Origin of the sequence: Qipengyuania sp. MTN3-11 (assembly GCF_042851825.1) — a bacterium.
In the GTDB taxonomy this organism is placed as follows: Bacteria; Pseudomonadota; Alphaproteobacteria; order Sphingomonadales; family Sphingomonadaceae; genus Qipengyuania.
This window is the reverse complement of the sequence record NZ_BTGM01000002.1, coordinates 218,365-244,740: the sequence shown is the minus strand read 5'-3', so window position 1 is coordinate 244,740 and position 26,376 is coordinate 218,365. Positions and strand designations below refer to the sequence as shown.

The following is a 26,376-nucleotide window of genomic DNA, read 5'->3' as shown; positions in this document are numbered from 1 at the left end:
CGGCATCAGCCGCCGAAGCGGGCTTTCAACTGGATGCCGTAGAAGCGCGGCTCTGCCGGGATGAACGTCGGCACGCCAAAGGCACCTCCGGTGTTGCCCGCATCGAGCAGGTAATCCTCGTCGGTCGCGTTGCGGATAAAGCCGGCGACCTCGAACATCTCGTCGGCGAAGCTGAGGCCGGCGCGGGCATTGAAGAGGGTCACCGGCCCTTGCGAGATAAGTGCGCTGTTGGGCACTTCGAAGAAGATCCGGCTGCGATAGGTCACGCTGGGGGTGGCGAAGAAGCGGATTCCGTCGGCCACCGGAGCATCGATGGTGAAGCCGGCCGCTCCCTGCCATTCCGGCTGCAACCGGAACCGCGCGCCGGAGAACGTCGGGGCGATCGCATTGTCCTCGTCGATACCGCCGTCGATGTAGCCGACATTGCCGAAGATCTGCAGCCAGTCGGTGGGGGTGACGAAAAGCTCGGCCTCGACCCCGAGGTTGCTGGCCTTGCCCACGCTCTGGGTCACGAAAGCCCCCGTTGGCTGGCCGTCGGCGTCGAGCTGCGGCACGCTGACCTGGAATCCGTCATAGACCTGGTAGTAGACGCCCAGCGATCCGGAGACCGTACGGTTGGAGAATTTGAGCCCGCCCTCGTAGTTCCAGACCACTTCCTCCGGGACGAGCTGAAGGCTGGGAACAGCGCCGGTCGGGCCGTTGGCGGCGCTCAACTGGACGACCGGCGAGCGGCGGCCCTTCGAGACTGTGGCGAAAACGTTTACGTCGGGAGACAGGCGGTAGAGCACGTTGAAGCGCGGCAATATGGCGGAGAAACTGCGGTCCGCTTCGAACACCCGTCCGCCGGTGTCGACCTGTCCCGGGATCAGCGGCGCGCCGCTCAGCACGGAATCGGGAACGTCGGTGACGTAGCCTGACTTGCGCTGCTCGATCAGCAAACGGGCGCCGGCGGTCAGCTCCAGACTGGGGGTCGGGATATAGGTCACGTCGGCGAATACCGAATAGCTCTGGTTGTCGCCGCGGTTCTCGAATTCGGAGCGATAGGGGATATTGGTGATGCCGGCCGCGGGCACGCTGCCGTCCGGCGCCACGCACGGCAGTGCCCCGAAGGGTCGGCCCGCGGGCGGCACGCCGAACAGGCCGGTCAGACACTGGAGGAACAGGCCTTCTTCGGTGGAGAAGGGGACGTTCTGGCGACCCTTCTCGGTGAAGAAATTCCACCCGAACGAGGCTCGCCACATCGGACCGGCATAGGCGAAGCGCCCTTCATGGCTGAACTGCCACCCATCGGCTATCTCGTTGAATTCCAGGAAGGGCGCTGCCGATCCATCGGCATCGAACACCTCCTCGCTGTCGAATTCGCGGTAGCCGTTGACCGTGGTGAACGTCATGCTGTCGGTCAGCGCGTATTCCGCGGCCAGGTTGACGTCGTAGACATCGCGCACGAGCGACAGCTGCGAATTGCCGAGAGCCTGCTCGGAAAAGGGCGAACCGCCCAGATTGGCAGGGCCGAAGGGGTCCGCGGGGCCGGCTTCGGTCGGGAAGGTTCCGGAGATGAAGGGCGTCCCGCCGTTGCGCTGGCGGTCGTAGGTGCCGATCAAATCCACCGTCAGGTCATCGTTGGGAGTGAAGCGCAGCGATCCGCGAACGCCGAGCTGGTCCTGCGAATACAGTTCCTCTTCCTGCGAAGCGGCGAGATTTTCGACATAGCCGTCGCGGGTGCGCCATTCGAAAGCGATGCGTCCGGCGATGACATCGGACCCGGCATTGAGATGCCCGCCCAGCAGGGTCTGGTCGAAATTGCCATATCCGCCGCGCAGCTCTCCCGAAAATCCCGGCTCCGGCTTGGCGGAGACGAGGCTGATTGCTCCCACCGCCGATGCCGTCCCGAACAGCGTCGCCTGCGGCCCCTTGATCACCTCGACCCGGTCGAGATCGTAGATCGCCTGATAGGAACCGCGCGAACGGGAGATGTCGACGCCGTTGTAATAGAGGGTCACGCGGGGACCCTGCTGCGAGGAACCGGAATCGGAGGTGATGCCGCGGATCACGATGCCGGGGTTGTTGGCGCTCTGCTCCTGGATGTTGAGCCCGGGAACGTAGTTCGACAGTTCGTCGAGATCGCTGATCCCCAGGTCCTCGATCCGTTCGCCGGTGTTGGCCGAGATGGTGATCGGCACGTCCTGCGCGCGCTGTTCGATCTTCTGTGCGGTGACCACGATGACGTTGCCGCCTTGCGAAACGTCCTCGCCGTCCTGTCCGGTCGCATCCTGGGCCACCGCCGGGGTCAGGGGCAGGACGACGGTGGCAAGCAGCAGAGGGCGTAGGGAAAACCGGGTCATGGCAGGGTCACCTCAAGGTCTCGGAAGGGTCGAGCATCGCCGCTAGATACTTGCCGTGACAGGACGGCGACGTTTCGATGGCGATTGAGAGACTGTCTGTCTGGGGGCGACGGTCGGCTCTTCGTCGATCTATCCATACTCCGGGCGAAAGCGCACTTGCCGCTGGAATTTCCGAAGCCTAGCGTTTGCCGCATCCGTGCGCGGCAACCCGCGCGCTTGATTGGGGACTTTACGACTATGCGCAAAACGGCCTTTTCCGCCGCCCTGCTCGCCTGCGCGGCGAGCCTGCCCTTCGCCGTGCCGGCGGCCGCCAAGGAGGGCATGTTCACGCCCGACCAGTTGCCCTCGATCGCCAGCGACCTGCGCCAGACCGGGCTCGAGCTCGATCCCGAGACGCTGACCGACCTCACCGCATTCCCGATGGGTGCGATCGTCTCGCTCGGCGGCTGTTCGGCGAGCTTCGTTTCGCCCGAGGGGCTGGTGGTCACCAACCACCACTGTGCGCGCGGATCGGTGCAGTACAATTCGACCGCCGAGAACAATTATCTGGTGGAAGGCTTCCTCGCCAAGACCAAGGCGCGTGAACTGCCCGCCGCGCCGGGATCGCGCATCTATGTTACCACCGAGGTGACCGACGTGACGGACCGCATTCGTTCGGGCACCGACAGCCTCGCGCCCAACGCCCGCTACGATACGGTCGAGCAGCGCCAGAAGGACATCACCGCCGAATGCGAGCGCGAGCCGGGCTATCGCTGCCAGGTCGCGAGCTTCTACGGCGGTTCGCAGTACAAGCTGATCAAGCGGCTCGAGATCCGCGATGTGCGCCTGGTCTATGCCCCGGCCGATTCGATCGGCAAATACGGCGGTGACATCGACAACTGGCAATGGCCGCGCCACACCGGGGATTTCTCGTTCTACCGGGCCTATGTCGCGCCGGACGGCTCGGCGGCCGACTATGCCGAGAACAATGTCCCCTACCGGCCCGAACATCACCTCAAGGTCAGCGCCGCGGGACTCGACAACGGCGATTTCGTCATGGCCGCGGGCTATCCCGGATCGACCTCGCGCTATGCCACTTTGGCCGAGGTCGAAGACACGTTCGGCTGGCAGTATCCGCTTCAGGTCGGTCTCTACAACGAGTGGATCGACACGATCGAGGCAACCGCACCCGAAGGTTCGGACGCGCGGGTGAAGTACGAATCGCGCCTCGCCAGCCTCAACAATGTCGAGAAGAACCTGCGCGGGCAGATCGACGGCGCGCGCCGGGTCGGGCTCGTCGACCGGCGGCGTCAGCGGGAGACTTCGCTCGCCGACTGGATCGCAGCCGATCGTTCGCGCGCCTCCTACGCACGGGCGACCCGCGAACTGCAGGCGCTGAGCGCCCAGGAAGCGGCGGCCGGGCGGCAGAACCTGTGGTACGGTCTCGCGACGAACTCGCAGATGCTGTCGGCGGCGGAGCGGCTCTATCGCCTCTCGCGCGAACGCCAGTTGCCCGATGCCGAACGCGAGCCCGGCTATCAGAAACGCGACATGACCTTCTTCCGGCAAGGCCTTCAGGCGCTCGACCGGCGTTACGATCCGGCGGTCGACAAGGCCGAGTGGATGTTGTTCCTCGGCAAATATCTCGACCAGCCGGCCGCGGCACGGGTGCCCGCGCTCGACAGGGCCCTGGGGCTGACCGGGACGGTCGACCGCGCGGCGGTAGAACGGCGGATCGACGGTTACTACGCCGCCACCGATCTCGACGATTCGGCGACGCGCCTCGCGCTTATGGAGGCCAGCCCGTCGCAGCTCGAGGCGAGCGGCGACCCCTTCATGAAGCTGGCGGTCGCGCTCTACGATTACGAGCGCCAGCTTGAGCGGCAGAGCGAGGAACGCGCCGGCCGCATGCTCGCGGTGCGCCCGGCCTATATGGAAGCGATCACCGAGTGGCAGCGGTCGCAGGGGACCAACACCTATCCCGATGCCAACAGCACGCTGCGCGTGACCTACGGCACGGTGCTGGGTGGCATTCCGCGCGACGGGATGGCCTACCTGCCCTTCACGACCGTGGAGGGCATCCTTGAGAAGGATACCGGCGAGGAACCGTTCAATGCGCCTGAGAAGCTGCTCGAGGAAATCCGCCAGCAGGATTACGGGCAGTACGCGCTCGACAGCATCGGCACCGTGCCGGTGAACTTCCTCTCCGACCTCGATTCGACCGGCGGGAACAGCGGTTCGGCGACGCTGAATGCGCGCGCCGAGCTGGTCGGGCTGCTGTTCGACGGGACGTTCGAGAGCGTCAATTCGGACTGGGATTTCGACCCCAAGACGACCCGCACGATCCATGTCGACACCCGCTACATGCTGTGGGTGATGGACAAGGTCGACGGGGCCGACGCGCTGATCGAGGAAATGGACATCGTCCGCTAGAGACGCTGTCTGCCCAAAACGGGAAAAGGCCGCCGGATCGCTCCGGCGGCCTTTCTATTTTCGCTGCGCGATGGGTTCAGCCCTGGCGTTCGCCGGTCAGCGGCATGTCGCCGAAGGCGCCGGCATTGACCTTGCCGGTCAGCTGGTCGCCGTTGACCGTGGCTTCGCAATTCAGCGTCATCGGCATGGGCACGGTCATGTCCATCTTCCAGTTCAGCGTGTCGCCGTTGATGGTGCCGTCCTTGACGTCCATCGAGCCCATGCCCCCGGCCATCGAACCGGTGAAGCTGTTGCCATCGTCGCCGGGGACGACCGTGAAGGTGCCCTTCTGATCGCCCATCGGGCTCTTGACGACGGTATCGTAGGTTCCGGCTACGGACATTTCATCTCTCCTGAATAGAAACGGATCGGTTGCTCAAATCGCGAGGCGAACAATCGGCCTTGCTGACAACCATGTCAACAAGGCCGATGGCGCTACTGGCCCATCTCGCGCACCTCGATCGGCAGGTCGAGCTGTTCGAGCTGCGGGCGGACCTTGGCGGCATCGCCGACCACCACCCAGACGAAACGGTCGCCGTCGATGGCTGCCCGCGCGGCGGCATCGAGGCTGCCAACCGTCTGTGCGCGGTAACGGTCCGCCAGGCTTTCCTGATAGTCGTCCGGGCGGCCGTAGAGCGCGTTGCTCTGCATGGCGCCGAGGACCGCATTCGAGGTTTCGTACTGGCCCGGAAGCTCGCCGATCTGGGCGGTCACGATACGGGTCAGCTCGTCTTCCGAGACTCCGCGCGAGTCGAGGAATTCGCCGGTTTCGCGCACCAGTTCCGCCAGCGCGTCGCCGGTGCGATCGGCCTGGACGGGGGCGGAAACAAAATAGCTCACCGCATTCTCCAGCGCCTGAGGCGCGCCGCGCACCCCGTAGCTCCAGCCCTTGGTCTCGCGCAGGTTCATGTTGAGCCGGGCGAGGAAATTGCCGCCCAGCGCGTTGTTGGCGTTGAGGAAATCGACGTAAGTCGGATCGCGCGGATCGGCCGGGGTCAGCTGCCCGCCGAGAATGAAGCTCTGCGGCGAGTTGGGCCGGTTGATCAGCACGATGCGGCTTTCCGCGGGCATAGCCGCCATCTCGCCGAAGGACTTGGTGCCCTTGGGGGTGGCGGGTGCGCGCCAGTCTCCGAACACCGCGTTCATAGACGCGACGATCTCCGCGAGCGGACGGTCCGAAACCACGAAGACCTGGCCGTTGTCCGGCCGGATCCAGCGGTCCTTGAACCCGGCGATGTCCGCCCTGGTGATCGAATTGACCGATTCCACCGTCCCGCTGCCCGGTCCGCCATAGGGGCTGGTCTCGCCGTAGACGATCGGTGTCAGGGCACGGACGGCCAGCGACTGCGGCGTCCGCAACTCCTGCTCGATCCCGGTGATCTGCTGGGCGCGAACCCGCTCGATCTCCGCCGGGGCGAATGCGGGGTTGCGGATGATGTCGCTCATCAACTCCAGCGAAGGAACGAGGTTCGACGAGAGGGCCGAGAGCGTGAAGGTCGAGCGATCGGACCCGCCGCCCAGCGCTATGTTGGCCCCCAGGCGCTCGCGCGCTTCAGCGATCTCCTGCGAGGTCATGTCGGTCGTGCCCTCGTCGAACAGGCCGAGGGCCAGCGTCTCGAGCCCGCGCTTGTCTAGCGGATCGGCAGCGGAGCCGGCATCGAAGGACATCGCCACATAGGTCGCCGGGACGGTGTCGCGCTGCGCGTAATGCAGCTGCATGCCGTTCGCGAGCTGGGTGTGCTGCACGTCGGGGAAATCGAGCTGCGCGGTAGTGGAGATCGGCGGCTTGGGCCGCTCCTCGGTCACGGTTATCTGCTGTTCGGCGGCCTCTTCCTCGGCCGTGCTGGGCGCCGCCGCACCGACCGATGCGGCTTCGGTGTATTCCCCCTCGCGCTCGCCGGGCTCGAGCACCAGCGTCATGGCCGGGCGGGTCATCCAGCGCTGCATCGCCGCCTGGACCTCGCCCGGCGTCAGCGTCGCAAGGATCTCGAGCTGGCGAGCGAAGAAGTCGGGATCGTCGGCAAGAACCTCGCCCGAGGCCAGCGTCACCGCCTTGCCGCCGAAGCCGCCGACCTGCTCTAGCCCGCGAATGGTGCTGGCGACCGTGCTGGTCGCGGCGCGGCGGACCTCGTCTTCGGTCGGGCCGGTGCGGATGAAGTCGGCGATCAGCGCGTTCAGCCGTTGCTCGACCACCGCCGGATCCACTCCAGGTCGCGCGGTGGCGCCGACGTTGAGGATGCCGACGCGCTGGAAGGAGAAATTGCCTGCCGATACGCCGACGGCGAGCTGCTCGTCGCGGACCAGCGCCTGATCGAGGCGGCTCGAGGCGAGACCGCCGAGGATCTGCGTGCCAACGGTCAGCGCGGTGAGTTCGCGGTCGAGGATTCCGGGGGCGGTCCAGTATTTCGAGATATTGGTCGCGGCGACCTGGTCCTTCATCACCGTGCGCACGTCGGCCGGCAACTCGGTCACCTCCGCCATCGCCGGCTCGTTCACCGGACCACGCGCGATCGGGCCGAAATACTTCTCGACCATCGGGCGGGCCTGGGCGGCCGAGATGTCGCCCGCCAGCACCAGCGTGGCGTTGTTGGGCCCGTAATTGTCGCGGAACCAGTTCTGCACCGTCTCCATGCTCGCCGCGTCCAGATCGGCCATCGAGCCGATCGGCGTGTGGTCGTAGGGGTGGGGCTTGGGAAACAGGGTCTCGATGATTTCGTAGAACACCAGGCCGCCCGGCTGGTTGTCGCCCTGGCGCTTCTCGTTCTGGACGACGCCACGCTGGTTATCGAGCTTCTGCTGCGTGATCGCGCCGAGCAAATAGCCCATGCGGTCGCTTTCGAGCCAGAGCGCGCGCTCGAGGGCGGGCGTCGGCACGGTCTGAAAATAATTGGTGCGGTCGAAATTGGTCGTGCCGTTGTAATCGGTGGCGCCCATTTCCTGCAGGTACTGGAAGTAGTCCTCGGGCGCGTTCTCCGAGCCGTTGAACATGAGGTGTTCGAACAAATGGGCGAAGCCGGTCTGGCCCTGCGGTTCGTCCTTGGAACCGACATTGTACCACACCGCCACCGCGACGATCGGGGCCTTGCGATCGGTGTGGACGATCACGTCGAGCCCGTTCTGGAGAGTGAACTTCTCGTAGGGGATCTCGACCTCGTCGATCAGGGAGGCGAGTTCGACCGGTTCCGCGGCCGTCCCGTCGGCGATCGGAGCGGTCGAGGCGGGCGCGCGCGCCATGTCGCCGGTCGATGTGGTCGAACAGGCGGCGAGCACCAGCGAGGCGACGCCGGTGGCGAGTACGGATTTGATGCGCATGATTTTCCCCGGAAATCTAGGTTCGTAGAATGGTTTGGACGCTACCGCCTCAGCGGCCGCTCGTCACCCGCTTTCGCGAGACGGCATTGGCGAGGACATCCTCGCGCCAGAAATGGACCGGCTTCAAGCGATGCTGGACGAAGAGCGTCGCCTGATCGGCGAAATGCGGGCTGGCCGGCCGCGTGGTGGCGGCCCCGAAAGGCTGGATCGAACGCGAGGAGACGCGCTCTCCCGGCTCCCATTCGACCCACTGGATGAAGCTGTCGCCGTGGCGCACTGCGAGCCGTCCGTCGGGCTCGACGGTCCAGGTGGTGGAGGCCCGCAGCGTGTCCGAACCGCCATCGAGCGGAAGGTCGACATCGCCCTGCCGCAACCGCAGCAACTCGCTCATCGGCGGGTCGATCCGGCCGAAATGAGTCATCAGGTGATCCACCGCCGCTTCGAGCTCTTCGCGCGGATCGGGCGGGGGGCCGTTCTGGTATTCCGCGCTCATGAAGTCGCGGACCATCAGCAGCGCGAGGCTGTCGGCCCGCCCGATGTTGTCGGCGGTCAGGTCCCAGGTGAAGAGCAGATTGCGCGCCCGGGCGAGTTCGGGATCGTCCGACAGGTCGAGCGCGCGCAGATGGGCGTACATATCTTCGAGATAGCCGGTCATCTCGTAGGCGGTATCGTATTTGATCGCCTCCAGCGCCTCGCGGTCGAGCGTGCCTGCTTCGCTCAGCAACTTCCACGAGCGGCGCGAGCGGTTGGTCTGCTTGAGCTCGATCCCGAGCTCGGGCGCGAAGTCTCCCGGATCGAGATCGCTGCCGCGGCCGGCAGCGGTGAAGGGCGTGTTGTTGGCGTTGTAGAGCCAGCCCGAGGCCGGGTTGAAATAGCGCGGCAGCTGCGAATAATCTACCGGACCCGACCAGATCAGCCGGGGGTCGTCGCCCGGCAGGATGCCGCGCCAGTCCGGACCCGCCGGCCGGTCGGGCAGGGCGGCGTTGTAGACATAGGCGATGTTGCCTTCTCGGTCCCCGTAAAGAAAATTGGTCGAGGGGATGTCCATCCGCGCCAGGATGGCCTCCCACTCCTCGAAGGTCTGCGCCTTGTTGAGCCGGTAATAGGCGTCGAGCTGGCCGAGATTGTCCATCCCGCCGTAGCGAATGGCGTAAGCGCCGCTGTCGTTGACGATCACGGGCCCGTGCACGCTGCGATGCACCGTCCGCCTTATCGGCAGGACCACCGGTCCGATCCTGACCGGCAGGGTGACCGTCTTGGCCTCCAGGTCGAGCCAGCGATCGCCCAGGCGATATTGCGTCCCGTCATCGTTCAGCACCAGCTTGTAGACGTCGACCATGTCGGGTCGGTTGACGGTGTTCGTCCATCCCAGTTCCTCGTTGTGACCGAGGAAGGGGAAGGGGCTGCCGGGGAAGTTTGCACCCGCATAATGCCAGCCTTCGCCGCTCTCGACTACGAGCTCGTACCAGGCGACCCCGCCGCGCCAGGGCTGGTGGCTGTTGGAGACGAGCACCGTCGGCCCGCCGCTCTTTTCCGGAGCGACGACGAAGGCGTTGGACCCGGCGAGCGTGCCGTCCTCGGACCAGGGGAGGGGGTAAGCCCGGTTGCTTGCCTGGTCGTCGTCTTCGCGGATCACCCGGGCGGGGGCGATGCCGTCGCCCTCGGGAGCGCGCGGCTCAGGGATGGCGGGGCCGTATTCCGGGCGCAGCGGCTCGTTCTCGACCAGTGGCTGGATGACCGCGTTGAGGCCGAAGAAGAACGGCTGGCGCAGCGCGAAGCCGGCAGCGACATCCATCCCGTTGACCGGGAAGAGGTTCGCCAGCCTGACTTCGCCGGGATGGTCGCGCGCGAAATCGTTGAGCCCGGTGGCATAGGCTTCGAACAGCGCGCGCGTATCGGCGGGAAGCTCGGGATAGTGCCGCTCGGCGGTGCCGCGCGCGTCGAGCAGGTGATAGGCATAGTCGACGCCCGCACCTTCCTGCCCCGCGAGCGCGCCGTAACGCCCGCGGCTCATCGCCACCACGTCCTGCAGGGTGAAGAAATCGTCCTCCGCATGGGCGACGGCGACACCGTAGGCGACATCGGCATCGGTGGCGCCGTAGATGTGCGGCACGCCGAATTCGTCGCGCACGATCTCGGCGGTGTAGACACGGTCCGGCGAGCCTTCGATGTCGCGATCGGCCCAGAACGGCTCCCACGTCGCCAGCGCCACGAAGGCGATCAGCACGAGCACGAGCAGCAGAAATCCGAGGCGCGACAGCCGTTTGGTCATTAAGTCTCTCCCTGCCACCTGATTAGCCGAGACCGGGCCGGGAACAAGAGGCCCGCCGGGAAAAAATCCGGGAGGCGACTGGTCGGGCATTCCGGGCTGCTATATGCAGGCAACACACCGGACAAATTGTCCGGCACTGCTACTTGTGTTGCCATTGTGCAACATTACATCGAGCGTATCACCGACGTGAGGTATCGCCATGAATCTCGAGAAATTCACCGATCGCGCCAAGGGCTTCCTCCAGTCCGCCCAGACCGTCGCCATCCGCATGAACCACCAGCGGATCAGTCCCGCGCATCTGCTCAAGGCCCTGCTCGAGGACGACCAGGGCATGGCCGCGCAGCTGATCCAGCGCGCGGGGGGAAATCCGGGCGTCGCGATCACCGAAGTCGATACGGCGCTCGGCAAGATTCCCGCCGTGTCGGGCGGCGGTGCGCAACAGACGCCCGGGCTGGACAACGACGCGGTGCGCGTCCTCGACCAGGCGGAACAGCTCGCCGAAAAGGCGGGCGACAGCTTCGTGCCGGTGCAGCGGCTGCTCCAGGCGCTCGCCCTGTCCGACACTTCAGCGGGCAAGGCGCTCAAGGCAGCGGCTGTCGATGCGAAATCGCTCGAGGCGGCGATCCAGGACGTGACCGGCGGGCGCACCGCCGACAGTTCCGGCGCCGAGGAAGCCTACGACGCGATGAAGAAATACGCCCGCGACCTCACCCAGGCGGCGCGCGACGGCAAGCTCGATCCCGTGATCGGGCGCGACGAGGAAATCCGCCGCACGGTGCAGATCCTCGCGCGGCGGACCAAGAACAATCCCGCGCTGATCGGCGAGCCCGGCACCGGCAAGACCGCTATCGCCGAGGGGCTCGCGCTGCGCATCGCCAATGGCGACGTGCCCGATTCGCTGAAGGGCCGCACGCTGATGGCGCTCGACATGGGCGCGCTGATCGCCGGCGCGAAATATCGCGGCGAGTTCGAGGAACGCTTGAAGGCCGTACTCGACGAGGTGAAGGGGGCTGAAGGCCAGATCATCCTGTTCATCGACGAGATGCACACGCTGATCGGGGCGGGCGCGAGCGAAGGCTCGATGGATGCCTCGAACCTGCTCAAACCCGCGCTCAGCCGCGGCGAGCTGCACTGCATCGGCGCGACCACGCTCGACGAGTATCAGAAATACGTCGAAAAGGACCCGGCGCTGCAACGCCGCTTCCAGCCCGTCTATATCGACGAGCCGAGCGTCGAGGACACGATCTCGATCCTGCGCGGGGTCAAGGACAAGTACGAGCTGCATCACGGTGTGCGCATCACCGACGGCGCGATCGTGGCGGCGGCGCAGCTGTCCAACCGCTACATCCAGAACCGCTTCCTGCCCGACAAGGCGATCGACCTGATGGACGAGGCCGCGAGCCGCATCCGCATGGAGGTGGAGAGCAAGCCCGAGGAGATCGAGGCGCTCGACCGGCGGATCATCCAGCTCCGCATCGAGGAGCAGGCGCTGCAGAAGGAAAGCGATGCCGCTTCCAAGGACCGGCTGGAGAACCTGCGCAAGGAGCTGTCCGAGCTCGAGCAGCAGTCGAGCGAACTGACCACGCGCTGGCAGAACGAGCGCGACAAGATCCATGCCGAGGCGCGGATCAAGGAAGAACTCGACCAGGCACGGATCGAGCTCGAACAGGCGCAGCGCGCCGGCGATCTCCAGAAGGCCGGTGAACTGCAATACGGGCGCATTCCCGAGCTCGAAGCCAGGCTGGAAGCGGCGTCCGGCCAGACCGAGAACGCGCTGCTGCGCGAGGAGGTGACCGAGGACGACATCGCCGGCGTGGTCAGCCGCTGGACCGGGGTGCCGGTCGACAGGATGATGGAGGGCGAGCGCGAGAAGCTGCTCGACATGGAGAACATCCTGGCGAAACGGGTGATCGGCCAGAGCCAGGCGATCGACGCGGTGTCCAAGGCCGTGCGGCGCGCACGGGCGGGTCTGCAGGACCCGGGGCGGCCGCTGGGCAGCTTCCTGTTCCTCGGCCCCACGGGCGTCGGCAAGACCGAACTGACGAAGGCGCTCGCCGGCTTCCTGTTCGACGACGACGATGCCATGGTCCGCATCGACATGAGCGAATTCATGGAGAAGCACGCGGTCGCCCGGCTGATCGGCGCGCCCCCGGGCTACGTCGGTTACGACGAGGGCGGAGTGCTGACCGAGGCGGTGCGTCGCCGCCCCTATCAGGTGGTGCTGTTCGACGAGGTCGAGAAGGCGCATTCGGACGTGTTCAACGTGCTGCTCCAGGTGCTCGACGACGGGCGGCTGACCGACGGGCAGGGCAGAGTGGTCGACTTCTCGAACACGCTGATCATCCTCACCAGCAATCTCGGCAGCCAGTTCCTCACCCAGATCGAGGATGGCGCGGATGTCGACAGCGTCGAGCCGCAGGTGATGGACGTGGTCCGCGCCCATTTCCGCCCCGAATTCCTCAACCGGCTCGACGAGATCATCCTGTTCCACCGTCTGGCGCAGGAACACATGGCGCCGATCGTCGATATCCAGATCGACCGGGTGCAGAAGCTGCTGCGCGACCGCAAGATCACCATCGACCTGACCGAGGCGGCCAAGCGCTGGCTCGGCCGGGTGGGATACGACCCGGTCTACGGCGCGCGGCCGCTGAAACGCGCCGTGCAGCGCTACGTCCAGGACCCGCTGGCCGACATGATCCTGCGAGGCGCGGTGCCCGACGGCAGCACCGTGGCGATCGACGAGGGCGACGGCGAGCTGGCGATGACCGTGGTTTAATTCCGATCGAACCGAACAACAAAAAGGGCGGGGATCGCTCCCCGCCCTTTTCGATTGGACAGCTTTCGGAGCCTAGAGCCCCGGAATGCTGTCGAAGTTTACCCTGATGCCCGCATAGTAATACCGTCCGCGCCAGCCGGTGGGCGTGTCGCGGGTACCGACGGCGGGACGCTCGTTGGTGAAGTTGTTCACACCGAAGAAGAAATTCGCGCGTTCGTCCGAGGTCTCGAATTCGGCCCGCAGATCGTGGACGAACCGCGAATCGATGGTGATGAATTCCGGCGCCGCCCGGTCCGGATTGGCGGCCAGCACGTCCTTCTCGTAGCGCAGCTGATCTCCGATATAACGGAAGCCGTAGTTGAGGGTGAAGTTGTCGGTGATGAAGGTGAAGTCGGCATTGCCGGACCATTTCGGCGCGCCGCTTTCCCCGCGATCGTCGTCGAGCGTGCCGCCGTTCGACGGGATGAAGGCCAGCTTGTCGAGATAGCCCAGCGTGCCACGCGCCTCGATCCGGCTGTTCGAACCCACGTTCATGCCGTAGCTCAAGGTCACGTCCGCACCCGCCGTTTCGAAGAAGGCGACGTTGACCGGCGAGAGGCTGTAGCCGACGACGAAGCCGGTCCCCTGCTCGCGCTGCACGAGATCGCAGAACTGGTTGTCGAGCGTCGGCGAATCGACGCAGAACTCGGCCAGTTCGGTTAGCGATGTGGTGTTGATCGCCTGCTCGAGCCGGATGTCGTACCAGTCGACGCTGAGGGCCAGACCCGGCAGGAAGCGCGGTTGCAGCACGACACCCGCGGTCCAGGTCGTCGCCTCTTCGGGTTCGAGGTTCGGATTGCCCGAGACGCGGCCTTCGATGCTGGCGCTGGAGGCGATGTCGGACCCGTAGTCGTAGGTGTCGAAATCGGCGCCCAGTCCTTCGATCAATGCCCGGCAATTGGCCGCACGCACCGGCGCACCGCTGGTGATGTTCACCGGATCGCAGGGATCGGCGATGAAGGAGAAGGTACCGGTCGCCGGCGCGAACAGCTCGGTGATGTTGGCCGCGCGCGAAGCCTGCGAGTAGCTGCCGCGAACGCGGATGTCGGAGATCGGCGCGTAGATGCCCGCGACCGACCAGCTGTCCGAATAGCCCGAGGTCGAATAGTCCGACAGGCGGACCGCCGCGGTCAGTTCCAGCAGTTCGGCGAAAGGCAGATCGGCGAGGATCGGAAGCGAGAGCTCGGCGAAACCTTCGTAGACATCGTAGCTGCCGACCTCGTCGTCGAGCAGCGCCAGGTCCGCGAGGACACCCGTGTTCGGATCGAAATCGGAAACCTGCTTGGAGATCGGATCGAAGATCGAAACGCTCTTTTCGTGACGGTACTCGCCGCCGAGGACGAAGCCGATCGGGCCACCCGGCAGCTCGAAGAACTGGCCGAAATCGCCCGCGATGAAGCCGTTCACGACCTGCTGGGTGATGGAATAGCTGTTGTTGAGGTCGGTGTTGATGAAGTCCAGCGCGGCCTGGCTGGCGACGTTGGGTCCGAAGATGTTCAGCGGAACACACTCGCCCGGCGTGAACGTCTGGGGGGCTTCACCATAGTTGAAATTGCCCGAATCGACGATGCCCGATCCGTCGATCGAACTGCGGCAGACGATGTTGCCGTTGGGCGTGCCGGTCAGGAACTCGCCCTCGTCGACCGCGTCGAGAGCGGCAAAGTAACGGTCCGCGATGCGGTAGTTGTTGAGCGTGAAATCCGATTCGTTGCGTCCGTAGACGTAGCTGACTTCGAAGCGCGCGTTGTCCGAGATGTCGCCATCGAAACCGACCACGCCGCGGTAAAGGTCGCGGTTGATCCGTTCGCTGCGAATTCCGAGATCGAAATTGTCGCGGTTGACCAGGACGCCGCCGAAATCGCCGCGCGCATCCACGGCATCCCGCACGTTTTGCGGGATCAGCGGGTTGTCGTTGGATACGAAGGTGAAGAAGTCGAACGAGGGCTGGGCGACCGTGAAGTTCTCCGACTTCACATATTTGCCCTCGGCAAAGAACCGGATGCCGGGCGTGATTTCGTAATTGCCGAAGAGATTGAACGAATGATGCTCCGTGGCAGCCTGGAGATCGCCCTGGTAGCTGGCGACGGGGGTGTCGTCAGAATTGGCGTCGCCCGCCGAGAGAAAGTTGGAGTTGGGCAGGAAGAGCGACGAGCGATAGGGACGGCCGGTTCCGTAGAATTCGGCCACCTGGCTGTTGTCGATCACCAGCGCGCCGCCCGGCGCGCTGTCGGCATAGCCGATGAAACGAAGCGGGATCTGGTCGAAGACGGCGGGATCGTCGGGAATGTCGTCGGGGTTGCGGACCAGACGGATGGCATCGAAGCGGCCTTCGGGGCGGTCTTCCGAACGCACGCGACCGTCCTGGCGGAATTCGTAGGCGCCCGAGATGTTGCCGCGACCGTCGCCGAAATTCATGCCGGCGGCGACCGAGCCGTAGTAGCTTTCGGCGTCGCCATACTCCGAAATGCCGCCCTGGCCGCGCATTTCGATGCCCTCGAAGTCCTGGTCGAGGATGAAATTGACCACGCCGGAAACACCATCGGCACCATAGACCGAGGACACGCCGCCGGTCAGCACGTCGACGCGTTCGACCAGCGCGATCGGGATCGAGTTGATGTCGACCGCGCCTTCGCCGGCGAGGCCGGCCACATGGCGGCGCCCGTTGACCAGCACGAGGGTACGGTTGGCACCGAGATTGCGGAGGTTGAGAACGTTGACGCCCGCGCCCCCGAAGCGTGCCTCGGAACCCGATGCGTCGAAGCTGTCTTCGGAATTGAAGAGCGCCGGCGTGTCCTTGAGGATGTCGACGAGGTTGGTCTCGCCCGAACGCTGGATCGTGTCCGCATCGATGGTGACGACCGGGTTGGGGCCGGCGATCTCGGGATTGCGGTTCAAGCGGGTGCCGGTCACGACAATCGTGCCTTCACCTTCTTCGGAGCTGGCGGTTTCCGGAAGATCGTCGGACGTGTCCTGCGCCATTGCAGGAGCGGCGACGGCGAATCCGGCGATAGCGGTTCCGGTGAGAAGAGCGGTGCGGCAGCGCGCCGCAAGGAAAGGCTTTTTCATGACGAAGATGGTCCTCTTGTCGATCCGTAATCCGGAAAGGGTGGTGATCGATACTGTCCCAGGGTTCATTCATTTTCGATGCGGAAGGCAAGGCAAGAGACCCGATTGTGGCAATTCGGCGTGTTAAAGTTCGAAGACAGTGGCCGTTCTGCAACATTTGATGTCGCCGCGCCGAGACCGTCCCCGCTTGGGCTGGAGAGCCCGGACATCGGGAACGGGGACCGCCGGAGCGGAAGAGAGGACGCCGTCCGGCGGTGTTTCGGGCTTTGTCTCCCGGCCTCCGGTCGCGCGGTTCCTGCTCTTCCAAATGTTGACGGTAGGGCGGATTTGCCTGCATCATTCCCCGGCGCGGCCGCACGGCGGCCCTTTCGGGAGCGAGACATGAAAGTGAAGAATTTGGCGCCGGTCTGGGTCGGCGGTCTGGCGACGATCGGGGCGCTGTTGTCGCCGACATCGGCGGGGGCGCAGGATTTGCTCGAGCGGTACGATCTCTGTGCCGAAACGGCAGACGATGCGGCCCGACTCGCCTGCTTCGACCGGACATACCGCGAAGAGAGGGAATCCCGCGCGGCGCGTGCCGAGGCGGAGCGGGCGCGCCTCGCCGATCGGTTCGGACTGTCGGCGATCCAGATTGCCGAACGCGAGGAAGAAGCCCTTGCGGAAGCGGAAGCCTCGACCGATCCGCTTCGTATTGCCGCGGCCGAACAAGCGGCCCAGCAGAGGGAGGAAGAGAGCGAGGTCGTAAGCGAGGTTACCGACGTGTTCACCGATGAATCGCGCCGGCCCGTGGTGCTGTTGTCCAACGGCCAGGTCTGGCGGGCGACGTCGAACCGGACGTTGCGCGGTGCGCCGCGGGCTGGCTGGACCGCCACCGTCAGGCAGACCTGGTCCGGTGGCTATCGCATGACCTTCGAGGAGAAGAACGGCTATCTCGGTGTCGGCCGGGTGCGCTGATCGAGGCTGCCTTCGCCGGCTCCGATAAGGGAGGCGAGGCTTTCCCGCTTGTCGGACACCTGTCGAACGGCGCCCGTCCGTTTCCGGGAATAGCAATCAAACTGGAAGATAAAAAAAGGGGGGCTCTCAGAGCCCCCCTTTCCTTTTGTTCGTCCGGTTTCGCGCTTCTTAGAAAGAAGTGCTCACGCGGAAGACGTATTCGCGGCCGAGGAAGCCATCGCCGTAGGGCGAATAGAAGTTCCCGTTCGCGGCAGGGAACGGCACGCCTTCGTTGAACAGGTTGTTGACCGTCGCCTGGAACTTGAAGTTGTCGGCGACGTCGAAACCGAGCGTCAGGCTGAAGACGAGATAATCGCCGACCTTCGAGAACGGTTGCGTCTGGTCGTTCTCGAGATCGAAGGCGACCTCGTCAACGTACGTCCCGGTCAGAGAGGTCGAGAACGGCCCCTTGCTGAAGCCGATGGTGCCGTTGAACGAGTGGATCGGGTTGCCGATCTCGCCACGATTGTCGTTCTCGACGTCGGCGATGATCGTGCGCAGCGAGTCGCGGTAGAAGTACCGCAGCGCAAGATCGATGTCGCCCATGTCGCTGCCATCGCCGAACACGTCGCCGATGCCGAAGCCGTAACGAGCCGAGGCCTGCAGGCCCGAGAACTCGAACAGACCCGCGTTCGACTGGCCGGTCAGCGCGTCGATGATCTGGCCATCGGGTCCACGCGTGAACTGGCTGCAGGTCGGAGCCGTCGGGAAGCTCGTGCTGTCGTAGCAGGCACGAAGGACGTTCGTGAGCGACAGTGCGGTGATCGCATTGGTCACTTCGATGTCCACCCAGTCTGCCGTGATGGTCAGACCCGGCACGAAGCGCGGCTGCAGGATGACACAGGCAGTCCAGCTCTTCGAGGTTTCGTTGGCGAGGTTCGGGTTACCGCCGGTGCGAATGCGCTGCGAAGCTTCGTCGATGACCGAGTCGAAGTTCGCCGGAAGCCCGTCGGCAGCACAGTTGGCGGCACGTGTCGCGTCGCCTTCGCCGATGAACTCCACGTCGCACGGGTCGTTGGCGAAGGAGAAGGTCTCCACGATCGGCAGGAACAGCTCGGTGATCGCCGGCGAGCGAACGGATTCGGTATACGAACCGCGGAGCGTGATGTCGCGGATCGGGGCGAACTGCCCACCCACCGAGTAGATCACGTCCGAACCGGAACGGCTGTTGTCGATGTAGCGGACCGAAGCGTCGAACTCCAGGCGATCGATGAACATGTCGTTCGAAGGCTGGATGATCGGGATCAGGACTTCCGCATAGGCTTCGCGCGTGTCGAACTCGCCCGTGACCGGGGAAATCGCGACCGAACGGCCGAGCCCTTCCTGCAGGAAGGCGTCGGGCGTGAAGCCCTGCTCTTCCTTGCGGTATTCGGCGCCGACGTTGAAGGCGATCTCGTTGTCGAACAGATCGAACAGACCACCGCCGATGTTGGCGTTGAAGATGGTCTGACGGTTGCGCGATTCGGAGTTGGTGAACGCCGTGACGAAATCGATCGCCGCCTGCGACGGTGCACCCTCGCCGAAAAGGTTCAGCGGCACACAGCCGGTGACCGCGTTGGTGCTGGCGGCGGCGCCGGTCGGCGGGTTGAGCGTGACGCGGCAGACGATCTCACCAGTGGTGGGGTCGCGAACCGCATCAACCGCGTTGACGAAGTTGGCCTGCACCAGCTGCGTTGCGGACGAGATCGCCTGGGATTCACCGTAGGAAGCCGAAACGCTCCAGTAGAAATTCCGATCGCCGACCTCGAAGTCGCCGTCGAAACCGCCGACCCCGCGGAAGAGTTCGAGCTGCTGGAAGTTCGCGTTCGAACCGCCCAGAAGGTCGAAGCCGGCACGCTGGATGAAGAAACGCGTTTCGTCGTTCACCCCGTCGCCGTTGCGGTCGAAGTTGAGGTTCGCCACGCCGTCGCCGTCGGGATCGAAGCTGCCGGCGAGCACCCCGCGCGCCTGCGCGTTCAGGAACGGGTTGGACAGGTAGACCGGCAGCGCTCCGCTCGGCGCACCGAACAGCGCGGACTGGTAAACCGGCTGGTTGGCCAGTTCCACCGCTTCGTTGCGCGAATAGTTCGCTTCGAAGAAGAAGCGAACATTGTCGGTCAGGTCGTAGTGACCGAGCGTGAAGAGCGAGTAGCGCTCGAGATCGGAAAGGATCTGACCCGACCGGTTGAGGATGAGCCCGTCGCCGCCCGACGAACTGACGACGTCGATCGGATCACCCACGTCGAACGGAACGAGATTGCCGTTGGGCGCGAACTGCACCGGGGTCCCGCTGGCGTCGGTGAGGAAGCCCAGGCCCGTGTTCGAAGAGGGACGGCCGCCGGCAGTCAGGAGCGCGATGCGGCGGTCGAGAATGTTCACCGTCGGCGAATTGCGGAAGTTGTTGCGACGGCCTTCCTCGGTCCGGAGAACGAGCACGCCGTCCTGCTTGGCGTATTCGAAGTTGACCGCGATGTTGCCGCGACCGTCGGCGAAATTGCCGCCGGCGGTAATCGAACCGGTGTAGCTCTTGCCGTAGCCTTCCTCGAAGATGCCCATCTGGCCGGTGGCCTCGAAACCTTCGAAATCGTCCTTCAGGATGAGGTTGACGGTACCGGCGATGGCGTCGGAGCCGTAGGTCGTGGCGCCCTTGACCGCCAGAACGTCGATCCGCTCGACCAGGCTGACCGGGATGACGTTGAGGTCGACCTGCAGGCCGGCGGCCGCGCCACCGAAGTTGGAGGCGGTGTTCGAGGAGACGAAGCGGCGGCCGTTGACCAGGGTCAGCGTGCGCTGCGAACCGATACCGAACAGGTTGACGAAGTTCTGACCGACCGAGAAGCTCGACTGGTCACCGCTCGAGGACACCGGCGTACCGAAGCCGGGCACCTCGTTGATGGCGTCGGCCACGTTGGTGAAGGCGCGCTGCTCCAGCTCTTCCTCGCCGATCGCGGCAACGAGAGGTGCGGAGCTTTCGATTTCCGGCCGCACGATGCGCGAACCGGTGACGACGATAGGCTCGCCGACGAATACTTCGTCCTCTTCCGCCTGATCCAGCGTGTCATCGGAAGCATCCTGCGCCAGCGACGGCGACGAAGCCATGGCGATGGCGAGCGCCACCGTGGCCGTGCCGATCCTGAAATTCGTTAGCTTTCTCATGTGGTACAATCCCCATTTTAACTCTCTGCTTCGCAGAGGAACTAGTAACATTTCCGATGCGGCGAGCGACCTTTCCGTCCCCACTGCACCTGGAAGCCACAGACCGGAAACAGCCAGATCGCATGCCGCCTATTTCCCTGATCTCGCCTTTGCCTATTGGTCCCTCCATGTGAAGAAGAACCCCACAGCAAGCGGCGAGATTGCGCGGTGCTGTAACTCAATTGCAACAGTGGAATCGTGCTCCGTGCACGATCGCGGGGCAATTCGAGCGAGCCGACGGGCCTGCCGGCAACAGGGCTCGTTCCCTTCCGTGTGGCGGGCGGAAATGCCACCGTCAGGCTCACTTGACGCTAACGTAACCCTCCCATAGGTCCGTAGCGAAACGAAACCCGAAGGAGAGTTCGCCCATGCCCGAAGCCTATATCGTCGAAGCCGTCCGCACCGCCGGGGGGCGTCGGGGTGGCCGGTTGGCCGGGGTTCACCCGGTCGATCTCGCCGCGAAGTCGCTCGATGCGGTGATGGAGCGCGCGGGTCTCGAGGCCAAGGCGGTCGACGATGTCGTGATGGGCTGCGTCAGCCAGGGCGGCGAACAGGCGATGCAGGTCGGGCGCAACGCGGTGCTCGCGGCGAAGCGGCTGGGCGAGGGCGTCCCCGCGGTCACCATCGACCGCCAGTGCGGATCGAGCCAGCAGGCGATCCAGTTCGCCGCGCAGGCGGTGATGAGCGGGACGCAGGATGTCGTCATCGCCGCCGGCGTCGAGAGCATGAGCCGCGTGCCGATGGGCTCGACCGCGATGTTCCACATGAAGGAAGGGTTGGGGAACTACAAATCGCCGGGGCTCGAGGAGAAATATCCCGGCATCCAGTGGTCCCAGTTCATGGGTGCCGAGATGATCGTGAAGAAGCACGGCTTCACCAAGGACCAGCTCGACAGCTTCGCGCTCGGCAGCCACCAGAAGGCGATCAAGGCGACCGAGAGCGGCGCCTTCGAGAAGGAGATCGTGCCCGTCGCGATCGAGACTCCCGATGGCGACCAGATGCACACGGTCGACGAGGGCATCCGCTTCGACGCGACAATGGAAGGCATCGCCGGGGTCAAGTTGCTGAGCCCGGAGGGCACGATCACCGCCGCCTCGTCCAGCCAGATCTGCGACGGCTCGAGCGCGGTGCTGGTGGTCAGCGAGCGGGCGCTGAAGGAGCACGGGCTCACGCCGCTGGCGCGCATCCACAATCTGACGGTCACTGCGGGCGATCCGGTCATCATGCTGGAAGAACCGCTCTTCGCCACCGATCGCGCTCTGGAGCGGGCCGGCTTGAAGATCGGTGACATCGACCTGTTCGAGGTCAACGAGGCCTTCGCGCCCGTGCCGCTCGCCTGGCTCAAGCATACCGGCGCCGACCCCGACAGGCTCAACGTCCACGGCGGTGCGATCGCGCTCGGCCACCCGCTCGGCGCGAGCGGCACCAAGCTGATGGCGACGCTGGTCCATGCGCTTCACCGGCACGGCAAGAAATACGGCCTGCAGACGATGTGCGAAGGCGGCGGCGTCGCCAACGTCACCATCGTCGAGGCGCTGTAATCGCGAAGTCTTAAAACCGAGAGGAAATTCCATGGAAATCAGCAGCAAGACCCCCGCCGTCGTCACTGGCGGCGCTTCCGGCCTCGGCGAGGCCACCGCGCGCGCCATCGCCGCGAAGGGCGCCAAGGTCGCGATCTTCGACATGAACGAGGAAAAGGGCGAGGCGGTCGCCAAGGATCTCGGCGGCATCTTCTGCAAGGTCAACGTGACCAGCGACGAGGATGTCGATGCCGGTTTCGCCAAGGCGCGCGAGGCGCATGGGCAGGAGCGCATCCTGGTCAATTGCGCGGGCATCGGCAATGCCATGAAGACCGCCAGCCGGTCCAAGGAAGACGGCAGCATCAAGCATTTCCCGCTGTCCGCCTTCGATTTCGTGATCCAGGTCAACCTCGTCGGCACCTTCCGCTGCATCGCCAAGTCAGCGGCGGGCATGCTGACGCTCGATCCGCTGTCGGAAGACGGAGACCGCGGCGCGATCGTCAACACCGCCAGCGTCGCCGGCGAGGACGGGCAGATGGGCCAGGCAGCCTATTCCGCATCGAAGGGCGGAGTGATCGGGATGACGCTGCCCATCGCGCGCGATTTGATGAGCGAGGGCATCCGCGTGAACACCATCCTGCCCGGCATTTTCAACACCCCGCTGATGAATGCCGCACCGCCACAGGTGAAGGACGCGCTGGCCGCCAGCGTGCCGTTCCCCAAGCGGCTCGGCAACCCGGAGGAATATGCCATGCTCGCGCTGACCATGATCGAGTGCGGCTATTTCAACGGCGAGGATGTGCGCCTCGACGGCGCGATCCGCATGGCGCCGCGTTGATCCGCCGCGCGCTTTCCTACCCGACTGCGCCGGCCTAGACTCGGGCGCATGATCGCAGACATTCGCCCCCGTTCGCCCGCCTGCGAGGCCGCGAGCGGGGGCGCTTCGTTTTCTTCGTCTGGACCGTGTAACACCCGGTCCATGTCCAACATCCGCAGGGGGGTGCCGTCATGACGGACTACAGCCAGATCAAGCTCGACATCGCGGACGGGGTCGCCACGATCGCGCTGCACCGGCCGGAGAAGATGAACGCCTTCACCCGCGCGATGATGGCCGAGTTCATCGACGCGCTCGATACGACCGACGCCGACGACAGCGTGCGCGCGGTGATCGTGACCGGGCACGGCGATCGCGCCTTCTGCGCCGGGGCGGACCTGACGCCGGAGGGCGGCGGCCACGTCTTCTCCGATCCGAACCCGGTCGAGGACCTCTCCGACCAGCGGGTGCGCGATGGCGGCGGGCGGCTGACGCTGCGGCTGTTCAACTCGAAGAAGCCGCTGATCGGCGCCTGCAACGGCGTCGCCGTCGGTGTCGGAGCGACGATGCAGCTGCCGTTCGACATCAGGCTCGCCAGCGACAATGCCCGGTTCGGCTTCGTATTCGCCCGGCGCGGGATCACGCCCGAAGCCGCCTCGAGCTGGTTCCTGCCCCGGCTCGTCGGCATGCAGACCGCGCTCGAATGGTGCATGACCGGGCGCATCTTCGATGCCGGGGAGGCGCTGGATCGCGGCCTCGTGCGGTCGGTGCATCCCCAGGGGGACCTCATGGATGCGGCGCGCGGTATCGCTCGCGAGATCGCCGACAACACCTCCGCCGTTTCGGTCGCGATGACCCGGGCGATGCTGTGGCGGCTGGGAGCGGGCGGACATCCGATGGATGCGCACCGGATCGACAGCCGTTCGATCTATCGCCTCAGCCGCAGCAAGGATGCGAAGGAGGGCGTCGCCAGCTTCCTCGAGAAGCGCTCGCCCCGCTATCCCGATACGGTGAGTAAGGACATGCCCGATTTCTACCCCTGGTGGGAGGAACCGGAATACCGATAGTTGCGTTTGCAACCTGCATGATCATCGAAATCCAGCCATGACCGGCCGTCCCGCCCAGCGCCTCGCCGGGTTCCTGCCCTATCAGCTCTCGATCGCTTCGAATGCGGTTTCGACGCGGATTGCCGAGCAGTATCGCCGCCGGTTCGACCTCAAGACCACCGAATGGCGGATCATGGCGGTGCTCGGCGACTCCGGCGCGCTGACCCAGCGCCAGCTCTCGCAGATGACGCTGATGGACAAGGTGCCGGTCAACCGCGCCTGCCGCAAGCTGGAGGATCGCGATCTCGTCGCCCGCCGGCCGAACGAGCGCGACGGGCGATCGCACCTTCTGGAGCTGACGGCGGAGGGGAGGGCCGTGCACGCGCGGATCATGCCGCTGGCACAGGCGATCGAGAGCGAGCTCTTCGGCGTGCTCGATCAGGCCGAGCGGGAGACGCTGCGCGATCTCCTGGTCCGCGTGCGCGAGGCGGCGGGGGAGTTCGACGCGGAGAGCCTGGTGGATTGAGCCGGGCGCCGCCCTCCGCCGTCGGCCGTTGCTACAGGCCGCCGGAGAAGGCGTCGGCGATCGAACAGGCCGCCGGGCCGAGGATGACGATGAACAGCACCGGCAGGATGAACATGATCAGGGGCACCGTCATGATCGCCGGCAGGCGCGCGGCCTTCTCTTCGGCGCGCATCATCCGCTCGTTGCGGAATTCCGCCGAGAGCACGCGCAGCGCCGATGCCAGCGGCGTACCGTAGCGTTCGGTCTGGACCATGGTGGTGACCACGCCTTTCACCGCTTCGAGGTTCACGCGGTAGGCAAGGTTGTCGAAGGCCTTCTTGCGTTCGTTGAGGAACGACAGCTCGATCGCGGTCAGGGCGAACTCGTCGCCAAGCTCCGGATAGGCGCGGCCCAGTTCCTTGGCGACGCGGTTGAATGCGGCGTCGACCGTCAGACCGGCTTCGGCGCAGATCACCAGCAGGTCGAGCGCGTCCGGCAGGCCCTTGCGGATCGCATCGGTGCGCTTGGTCGCGACGTTCTTGAGGTAGAGTTCGGGGCCCTTGTAGGAGAGGAAGGTGATCAGCGCGACCGCCATCACTCGCTTCATCTGCCAGTCCGGATAGATCTGGACGACGTAAAGCATGACGAAGGCAAATCCGCCGAAGAGGATCGGCAGGACCATCCGCGCGCCGATCAGCAGGACGGCCAGTTCCTTGTTGCGGAAACCGGCCCAGGCAAGTTGCTGCTGCATCGAGGCGATCTGGGTGTCCTGCAGCACCTTCATCGTGCCGAGGGTCTCCTTGACCTTCTCCGTCGTGTCGGACTTGCGAACCAGGGACTGCCGCTTCTTCGCGGACGCCGTGACGATGCCGGCCTTCAATTCCTCGCGCCGGGCATTCAGCGCCTTGACGCGCTTGTTCATCGGGTCTTTGATCGTGACTGCGGTGTAGACGGCGAACACCACCGCCAAGGCCGCGACCCCGGCAAGGATCGAGCCGACGAAAATCACGTCGAAGCCGAGTAGCGTGGGGCTGGCGGGAGAGTTCACCATGGTTTCGGTCTTTCCGTATCGCTCAGATTTCGAAGCTGACCATCTTGGCCATGATGAAGGCGCCGATGCCCATCCACACCAGCCCGCCGAGGCCGGTGACGACGAGGCGCTCGTCGACGAAGAATTCTCCGACGTAGCCGGGGTTGATCCACCAGATCATCGTGAAGACGATGAACGGCAGCGCTCCCACGATGTAGGCCGAAGCCTTCGATTCCGAACTCATCGCCTTGATCTTGAGCTTCATCTGGCTGCGCTTGCGCAACACATCGGCGAGATTGGACAGGGTTTCGGCGAGATTGCCGCCGGTCTCACGCTGGATGGCGAGAGTGATGCAGAAGAAGTTGAATTCGGGTATGCCGATCCGGTCGGCCGTCTCCTGAAGGCCTTCCTCCATCGTCCGGCCGATCTTGATGCGTTCGACGATGCCCTTGAATTCCTCGCCGACCGGGCCCGGAACCTCCTGAGCGACGACCGAGAGCGTCTCGGTTACCGGGAGGCCGGAACGCAGGCCGCGTACGAGCAGTTCGATCGCGTCGGGAAACTTGGCATTGAACTTGTTCGTGCGCTTCTTGATGTGCCAGCCGACGATGAAATGCGGGATGCCGGCACCGAAGAACAGGCCGACCCCCAGCGAAAGGCCGAGCGATCCGGTTCGCAGGAACATCAGCAGCGCGAACACCAGGACAAGGCCGCCCGAAGTGTAGAAATACTGGCTCAAAGACCATTTCTTGCCGGTCCGGTCGAGCCGGATGGCCAGCGCCTCGATGCGCGATGTCGAGCCTGCGATCTTCTGGAACCTCGGCTTGCGCGAGGCGATCGCTTTCTTGAGTTGCGATTCGACTTTCGTCTGCATGCTTTCGGAATGGCGGTAGCGGACCTGTTGCAGACGCCGGTGGCTGGCTTTTGCCGCCGAGGGTCCGCCCATGAGGGCATAGCCGAGCAGCAGGAACGCCATCAAGCCTGCGAACATCAGCACCAGCTGTATCGAATCCATGGCGTGTTACACCCTTCCCGT

At 65.0% G+C, this 26,376-nt stretch carries 15 protein-coding genes; 7 read left to right on the top strand and 8 right to left on the bottom strand.

Annotated features, from left to right (window positions below; all coding sequences use genetic code 11):
- Nucleotides 1-5: 5 nt before the first annotated feature.
- A complete protein-coding gene (locus tag ACGHN1_RS08415) occupies nucleotides 6-2,342 on the bottom strand; it encodes a TonB-dependent receptor (protein WP_390550265.1) in 2,337 nt (778 codons plus the stop codon).
- A 237-nt stretch (nucleotides 2,343-2,579) separates the two neighbouring features.
- On the opposite strand from ACGHN1_RS08415, the gene ACGHN1_RS08410 reads away from it, so the two are divergent.
- A complete protein-coding gene (locus ACGHN1_RS08410) occupies nucleotides 2,580-4,754 on the top strand; it encodes a S46 family peptidase (protein WP_390550263.1) in 2,175 nt (724 codons plus the stop codon).
- 76 nt (nucleotides 4,755-4,830) lie between these two features.
- On the opposite strand, the gene ACGHN1_RS08405 is transcribed toward ACGHN1_RS08410, so the two are convergent.
- The 3 genes from ACGHN1_RS08405 to ACGHN1_RS08395 form a co-directional block, all read right to left on the bottom strand.
- Complete coding sequence (locus ACGHN1_RS08405) at nucleotides 4,831-5,136, bottom strand: hypothetical protein (RefSeq protein ID WP_390550261.1); 306 nt, start codon at nucleotides 5,134-5,136, stop codon at nucleotides 4,831-4,833.
- 92 nt (nucleotides 5,137-5,228) lie between these two features.
- Nucleotides 5,229-8,105: a M16 family metallopeptidase gene (locus tag ACGHN1_RS08400; protein WP_390550259.1), complete on the bottom strand. Its 2,877-nt coding sequence runs from the start codon at nucleotides 8,103-8,105 to the stop codon at nucleotides 5,229-5,231.
- A 49-nt stretch (nucleotides 8,106-8,154) separates the two neighbouring features.
- Complete coding sequence (locus ACGHN1_RS08395) at nucleotides 8,155-10,377, bottom strand: penicillin acylase family protein (protein WP_390550257.1); 2,223 nt, start codon at nucleotides 10,375-10,377, stop codon at nucleotides 8,155-8,157.
- A 199-nt stretch (nucleotides 10,378-10,576) separates the two neighbouring features.
- On the opposite strand from ACGHN1_RS08395, the gene clpB reads away from it, so the two are divergent.
- Nucleotides 10,577-13,153, top strand: coding sequence for an ATP-dependent chaperone ClpB (gene clpB / locus ACGHN1_RS08390; protein WP_390550255.1), 2,577 nt, complete (start codon nucleotides 10,577-10,579; stop codon nucleotides 13,151-13,153).
- Nucleotides 13,154-13,225: 72 nt separating this feature from the next.
- Here the strand turns inward: clpB and ACGHN1_RS08385 are convergent, their stop codons facing one another.
- Entirely contained in the window at nucleotides 13,226-16,258 is a 3,033-nt protein-coding gene (locus tag ACGHN1_RS08385; protein ID WP_390550253.1) for a TonB-dependent receptor domain-containing protein, read from the bottom strand.
- 381 nt (nucleotides 16,259-16,639) lie between these two features.
- Between ACGHN1_RS08385 and ACGHN1_RS08380 the strand changes: the two genes are divergently transcribed.
- Complete coding sequence (locus ACGHN1_RS08380; RefSeq protein ID WP_390550251.1) at nucleotides 16,640-17,212, top strand: hypothetical protein; 573 nt, start codon at nucleotides 16,640-16,642, stop codon at nucleotides 17,210-17,212.
- Nucleotides 17,213-17,380: 168 nt separating this feature from the next.
- Here the strand turns inward: ACGHN1_RS08380 and ACGHN1_RS08375 are convergent, their stop codons facing one another.
- Nucleotides 17,381-20,386, bottom strand: coding sequence for a TonB-dependent receptor domain-containing protein (locus ACGHN1_RS08375; RefSeq protein ID WP_390550249.1), 3,006 nt, complete (start codon nucleotides 20,384-20,386; stop codon nucleotides 17,381-17,383).
- Between the two features lie 407 nt (nucleotides 20,387-20,793).
- Between ACGHN1_RS08375 and ACGHN1_RS08370 the strand changes: the two genes are divergently transcribed.
- From ACGHN1_RS08370 to ACGHN1_RS08355, 4 genes are all read left to right on the top strand, one after another.
- Nucleotides 20,794-21,966 carry an acetyl-CoA C-acetyltransferase gene (locus ACGHN1_RS08370; protein ID WP_390550247.1) on the top strand — a complete coding sequence of 391 codons (1,173 nt, stop codon included), beginning with the start codon at nucleotides 20,794-20,796 and terminating at the stop codon, nucleotides 21,964-21,966.
- 31 nt (nucleotides 21,967-21,997) lie between these two features.
- Nucleotides 21,998-22,783 (top strand): SDR family NAD(P)-dependent oxidoreductase, encoded by a 786-nt coding sequence (locus ACGHN1_RS08365; protein WP_390550245.1) that lies wholly within the window; start codon nucleotides 21,998-22,000, stop codon nucleotides 22,781-22,783.
- A 170-nt stretch (nucleotides 22,784-22,953) separates the two neighbouring features.
- Nucleotides 22,954-23,826 carry a crotonase/enoyl-CoA hydratase family protein gene (locus ACGHN1_RS08360; RefSeq protein ID WP_390550244.1) on the top strand — a complete coding sequence of 291 codons (873 nt, stop codon included), beginning with the start codon at nucleotides 22,954-22,956 and terminating at the stop codon, nucleotides 23,824-23,826.
- A 37-nt stretch (nucleotides 23,827-23,863) separates the two neighbouring features.
- On the top strand, nucleotides 23,864-24,331 hold the full coding sequence (locus ACGHN1_RS08355) for a MarR family winged helix-turn-helix transcriptional regulator (RefSeq protein WP_390550242.1): 468 nt from the start codon (nucleotides 23,864-23,866) through the stop codon (nucleotides 24,329-24,331).
- A gap of 31 nt (nucleotides 24,332-24,362) precedes the next feature.
- Here ACGHN1_RS08355 and ACGHN1_RS08350 read toward each other — a convergent pair whose 3' ends face one another.
- The gene (locus tag ACGHN1_RS08350) at nucleotides 24,363-25,361 is read right to left on the bottom strand and encodes a type II secretion system F family protein (protein WP_390550240.1); all 999 of its coding nucleotides are present in this window, start codon (nucleotides 25,359-25,361) and stop codon (nucleotides 24,363-24,365) included.
- A gap of 22 nt (nucleotides 25,362-25,383) precedes the next feature.
- A complete protein-coding gene (locus tag ACGHN1_RS08345) occupies nucleotides 25,384-26,355 on the bottom strand; it encodes a type II secretion system F family protein (RefSeq protein ID WP_390550238.1) in 972 nt (323 codons plus the stop codon).
- Between the last annotated feature and the right edge of the window lie 21 nt (nucleotides 26,356-26,376).

What these genes read in the sequence shown, in the direction of transcription:
- ACGHN1_RS08415 (WP_390550265.1), bottom strand. Translation starts at nt 2,342, where the DNA reads ATGACCCGGTTTTCCCTACGCCCTCTGCTGCTTGCCACCGTCGTCCTG.
- ACGHN1_RS08410 (WP_390550263.1), top strand. Translation starts at nt 2,580, where the DNA reads ATGCGCAAAACGGCCTTTTCCGCCGCCCTGCTCGCCTGCGCGGCGAGC.
- ACGHN1_RS08405 (WP_390550261.1), bottom strand. Translation starts at nt 5,136, where the DNA reads ATGTCCGTAGCCGGAACCTACGATACCGTCGTCAAGAGCCCGATGGGC.
- ACGHN1_RS08400 (WP_390550259.1), bottom strand. Translation starts at nt 8,105, where the DNA reads ATGCGCATCAAATCCGTACTCGCCACCGGCGTCGCCTCGCTGGTGCTC.
- ACGHN1_RS08395 (WP_390550257.1), bottom strand. Translation starts at nt 10,377, where the DNA reads ATGACCAAACGGCTGTCGCGCCTCGGATTTCTGCTGCTCGTGCTCGTG.
- clpB (WP_390550255.1), top strand. Translation starts at nt 10,577, where the DNA reads ATGAATCTCGAGAAATTCACCGATCGCGCCAAGGGCTTCCTCCAGTCC.
- ACGHN1_RS08385 (WP_390550253.1), bottom strand. Translation starts at nt 16,258, where the DNA reads ATGAAAAAGCCTTTCCTTGCGGCGCGCTGCCGCACCGCTCTTCTCACC.
- ACGHN1_RS08380 (WP_390550251.1), top strand. Translation starts at nt 16,640, where the DNA reads ATGAAAGTGAAGAATTTGGCGCCGGTCTGGGTCGGCGGTCTGGCGACG.
- ACGHN1_RS08375 (WP_390550249.1), bottom strand. Translation starts at nt 20,386, where the DNA reads ATGAGAAAGCTAACGAATTTCAGGATCGGCACGGCCACGGTGGCGCTC.
- ACGHN1_RS08370 (WP_390550247.1), top strand. Translation starts at nt 20,794, where the DNA reads ATGCCCGAAGCCTATATCGTCGAAGCCGTCCGCACCGCCGGGGGGCGT.
- ACGHN1_RS08365 (WP_390550245.1), top strand. Translation starts at nt 21,998, where the DNA reads ATGGAAATCAGCAGCAAGACCCCCGCCGTCGTCACTGGCGGCGCTTCC.
- ACGHN1_RS08360 (WP_390550244.1), top strand. Translation starts at nt 22,954, where the DNA reads ATGACGGACTACAGCCAGATCAAGCTCGACATCGCGGACGGGGTCGCC.
- ACGHN1_RS08355 (WP_390550242.1), top strand. Translation starts at nt 23,864, where the DNA reads ATGACCGGCCGTCCCGCCCAGCGCCTCGCCGGGTTCCTGCCCTATCAG.
- ACGHN1_RS08350 (WP_390550240.1), bottom strand. Translation starts at nt 25,361, where the DNA reads ATGGTGAACTCTCCCGCCAGCCCCACGCTACTCGGCTTCGACGTGATT.
- ACGHN1_RS08345 (WP_390550238.1), bottom strand. Translation starts at nt 26,355, where the DNA reads ATGGATTCGATACAGCTGGTGCTGATGTTCGCAGGCTTGATGGCGTTC.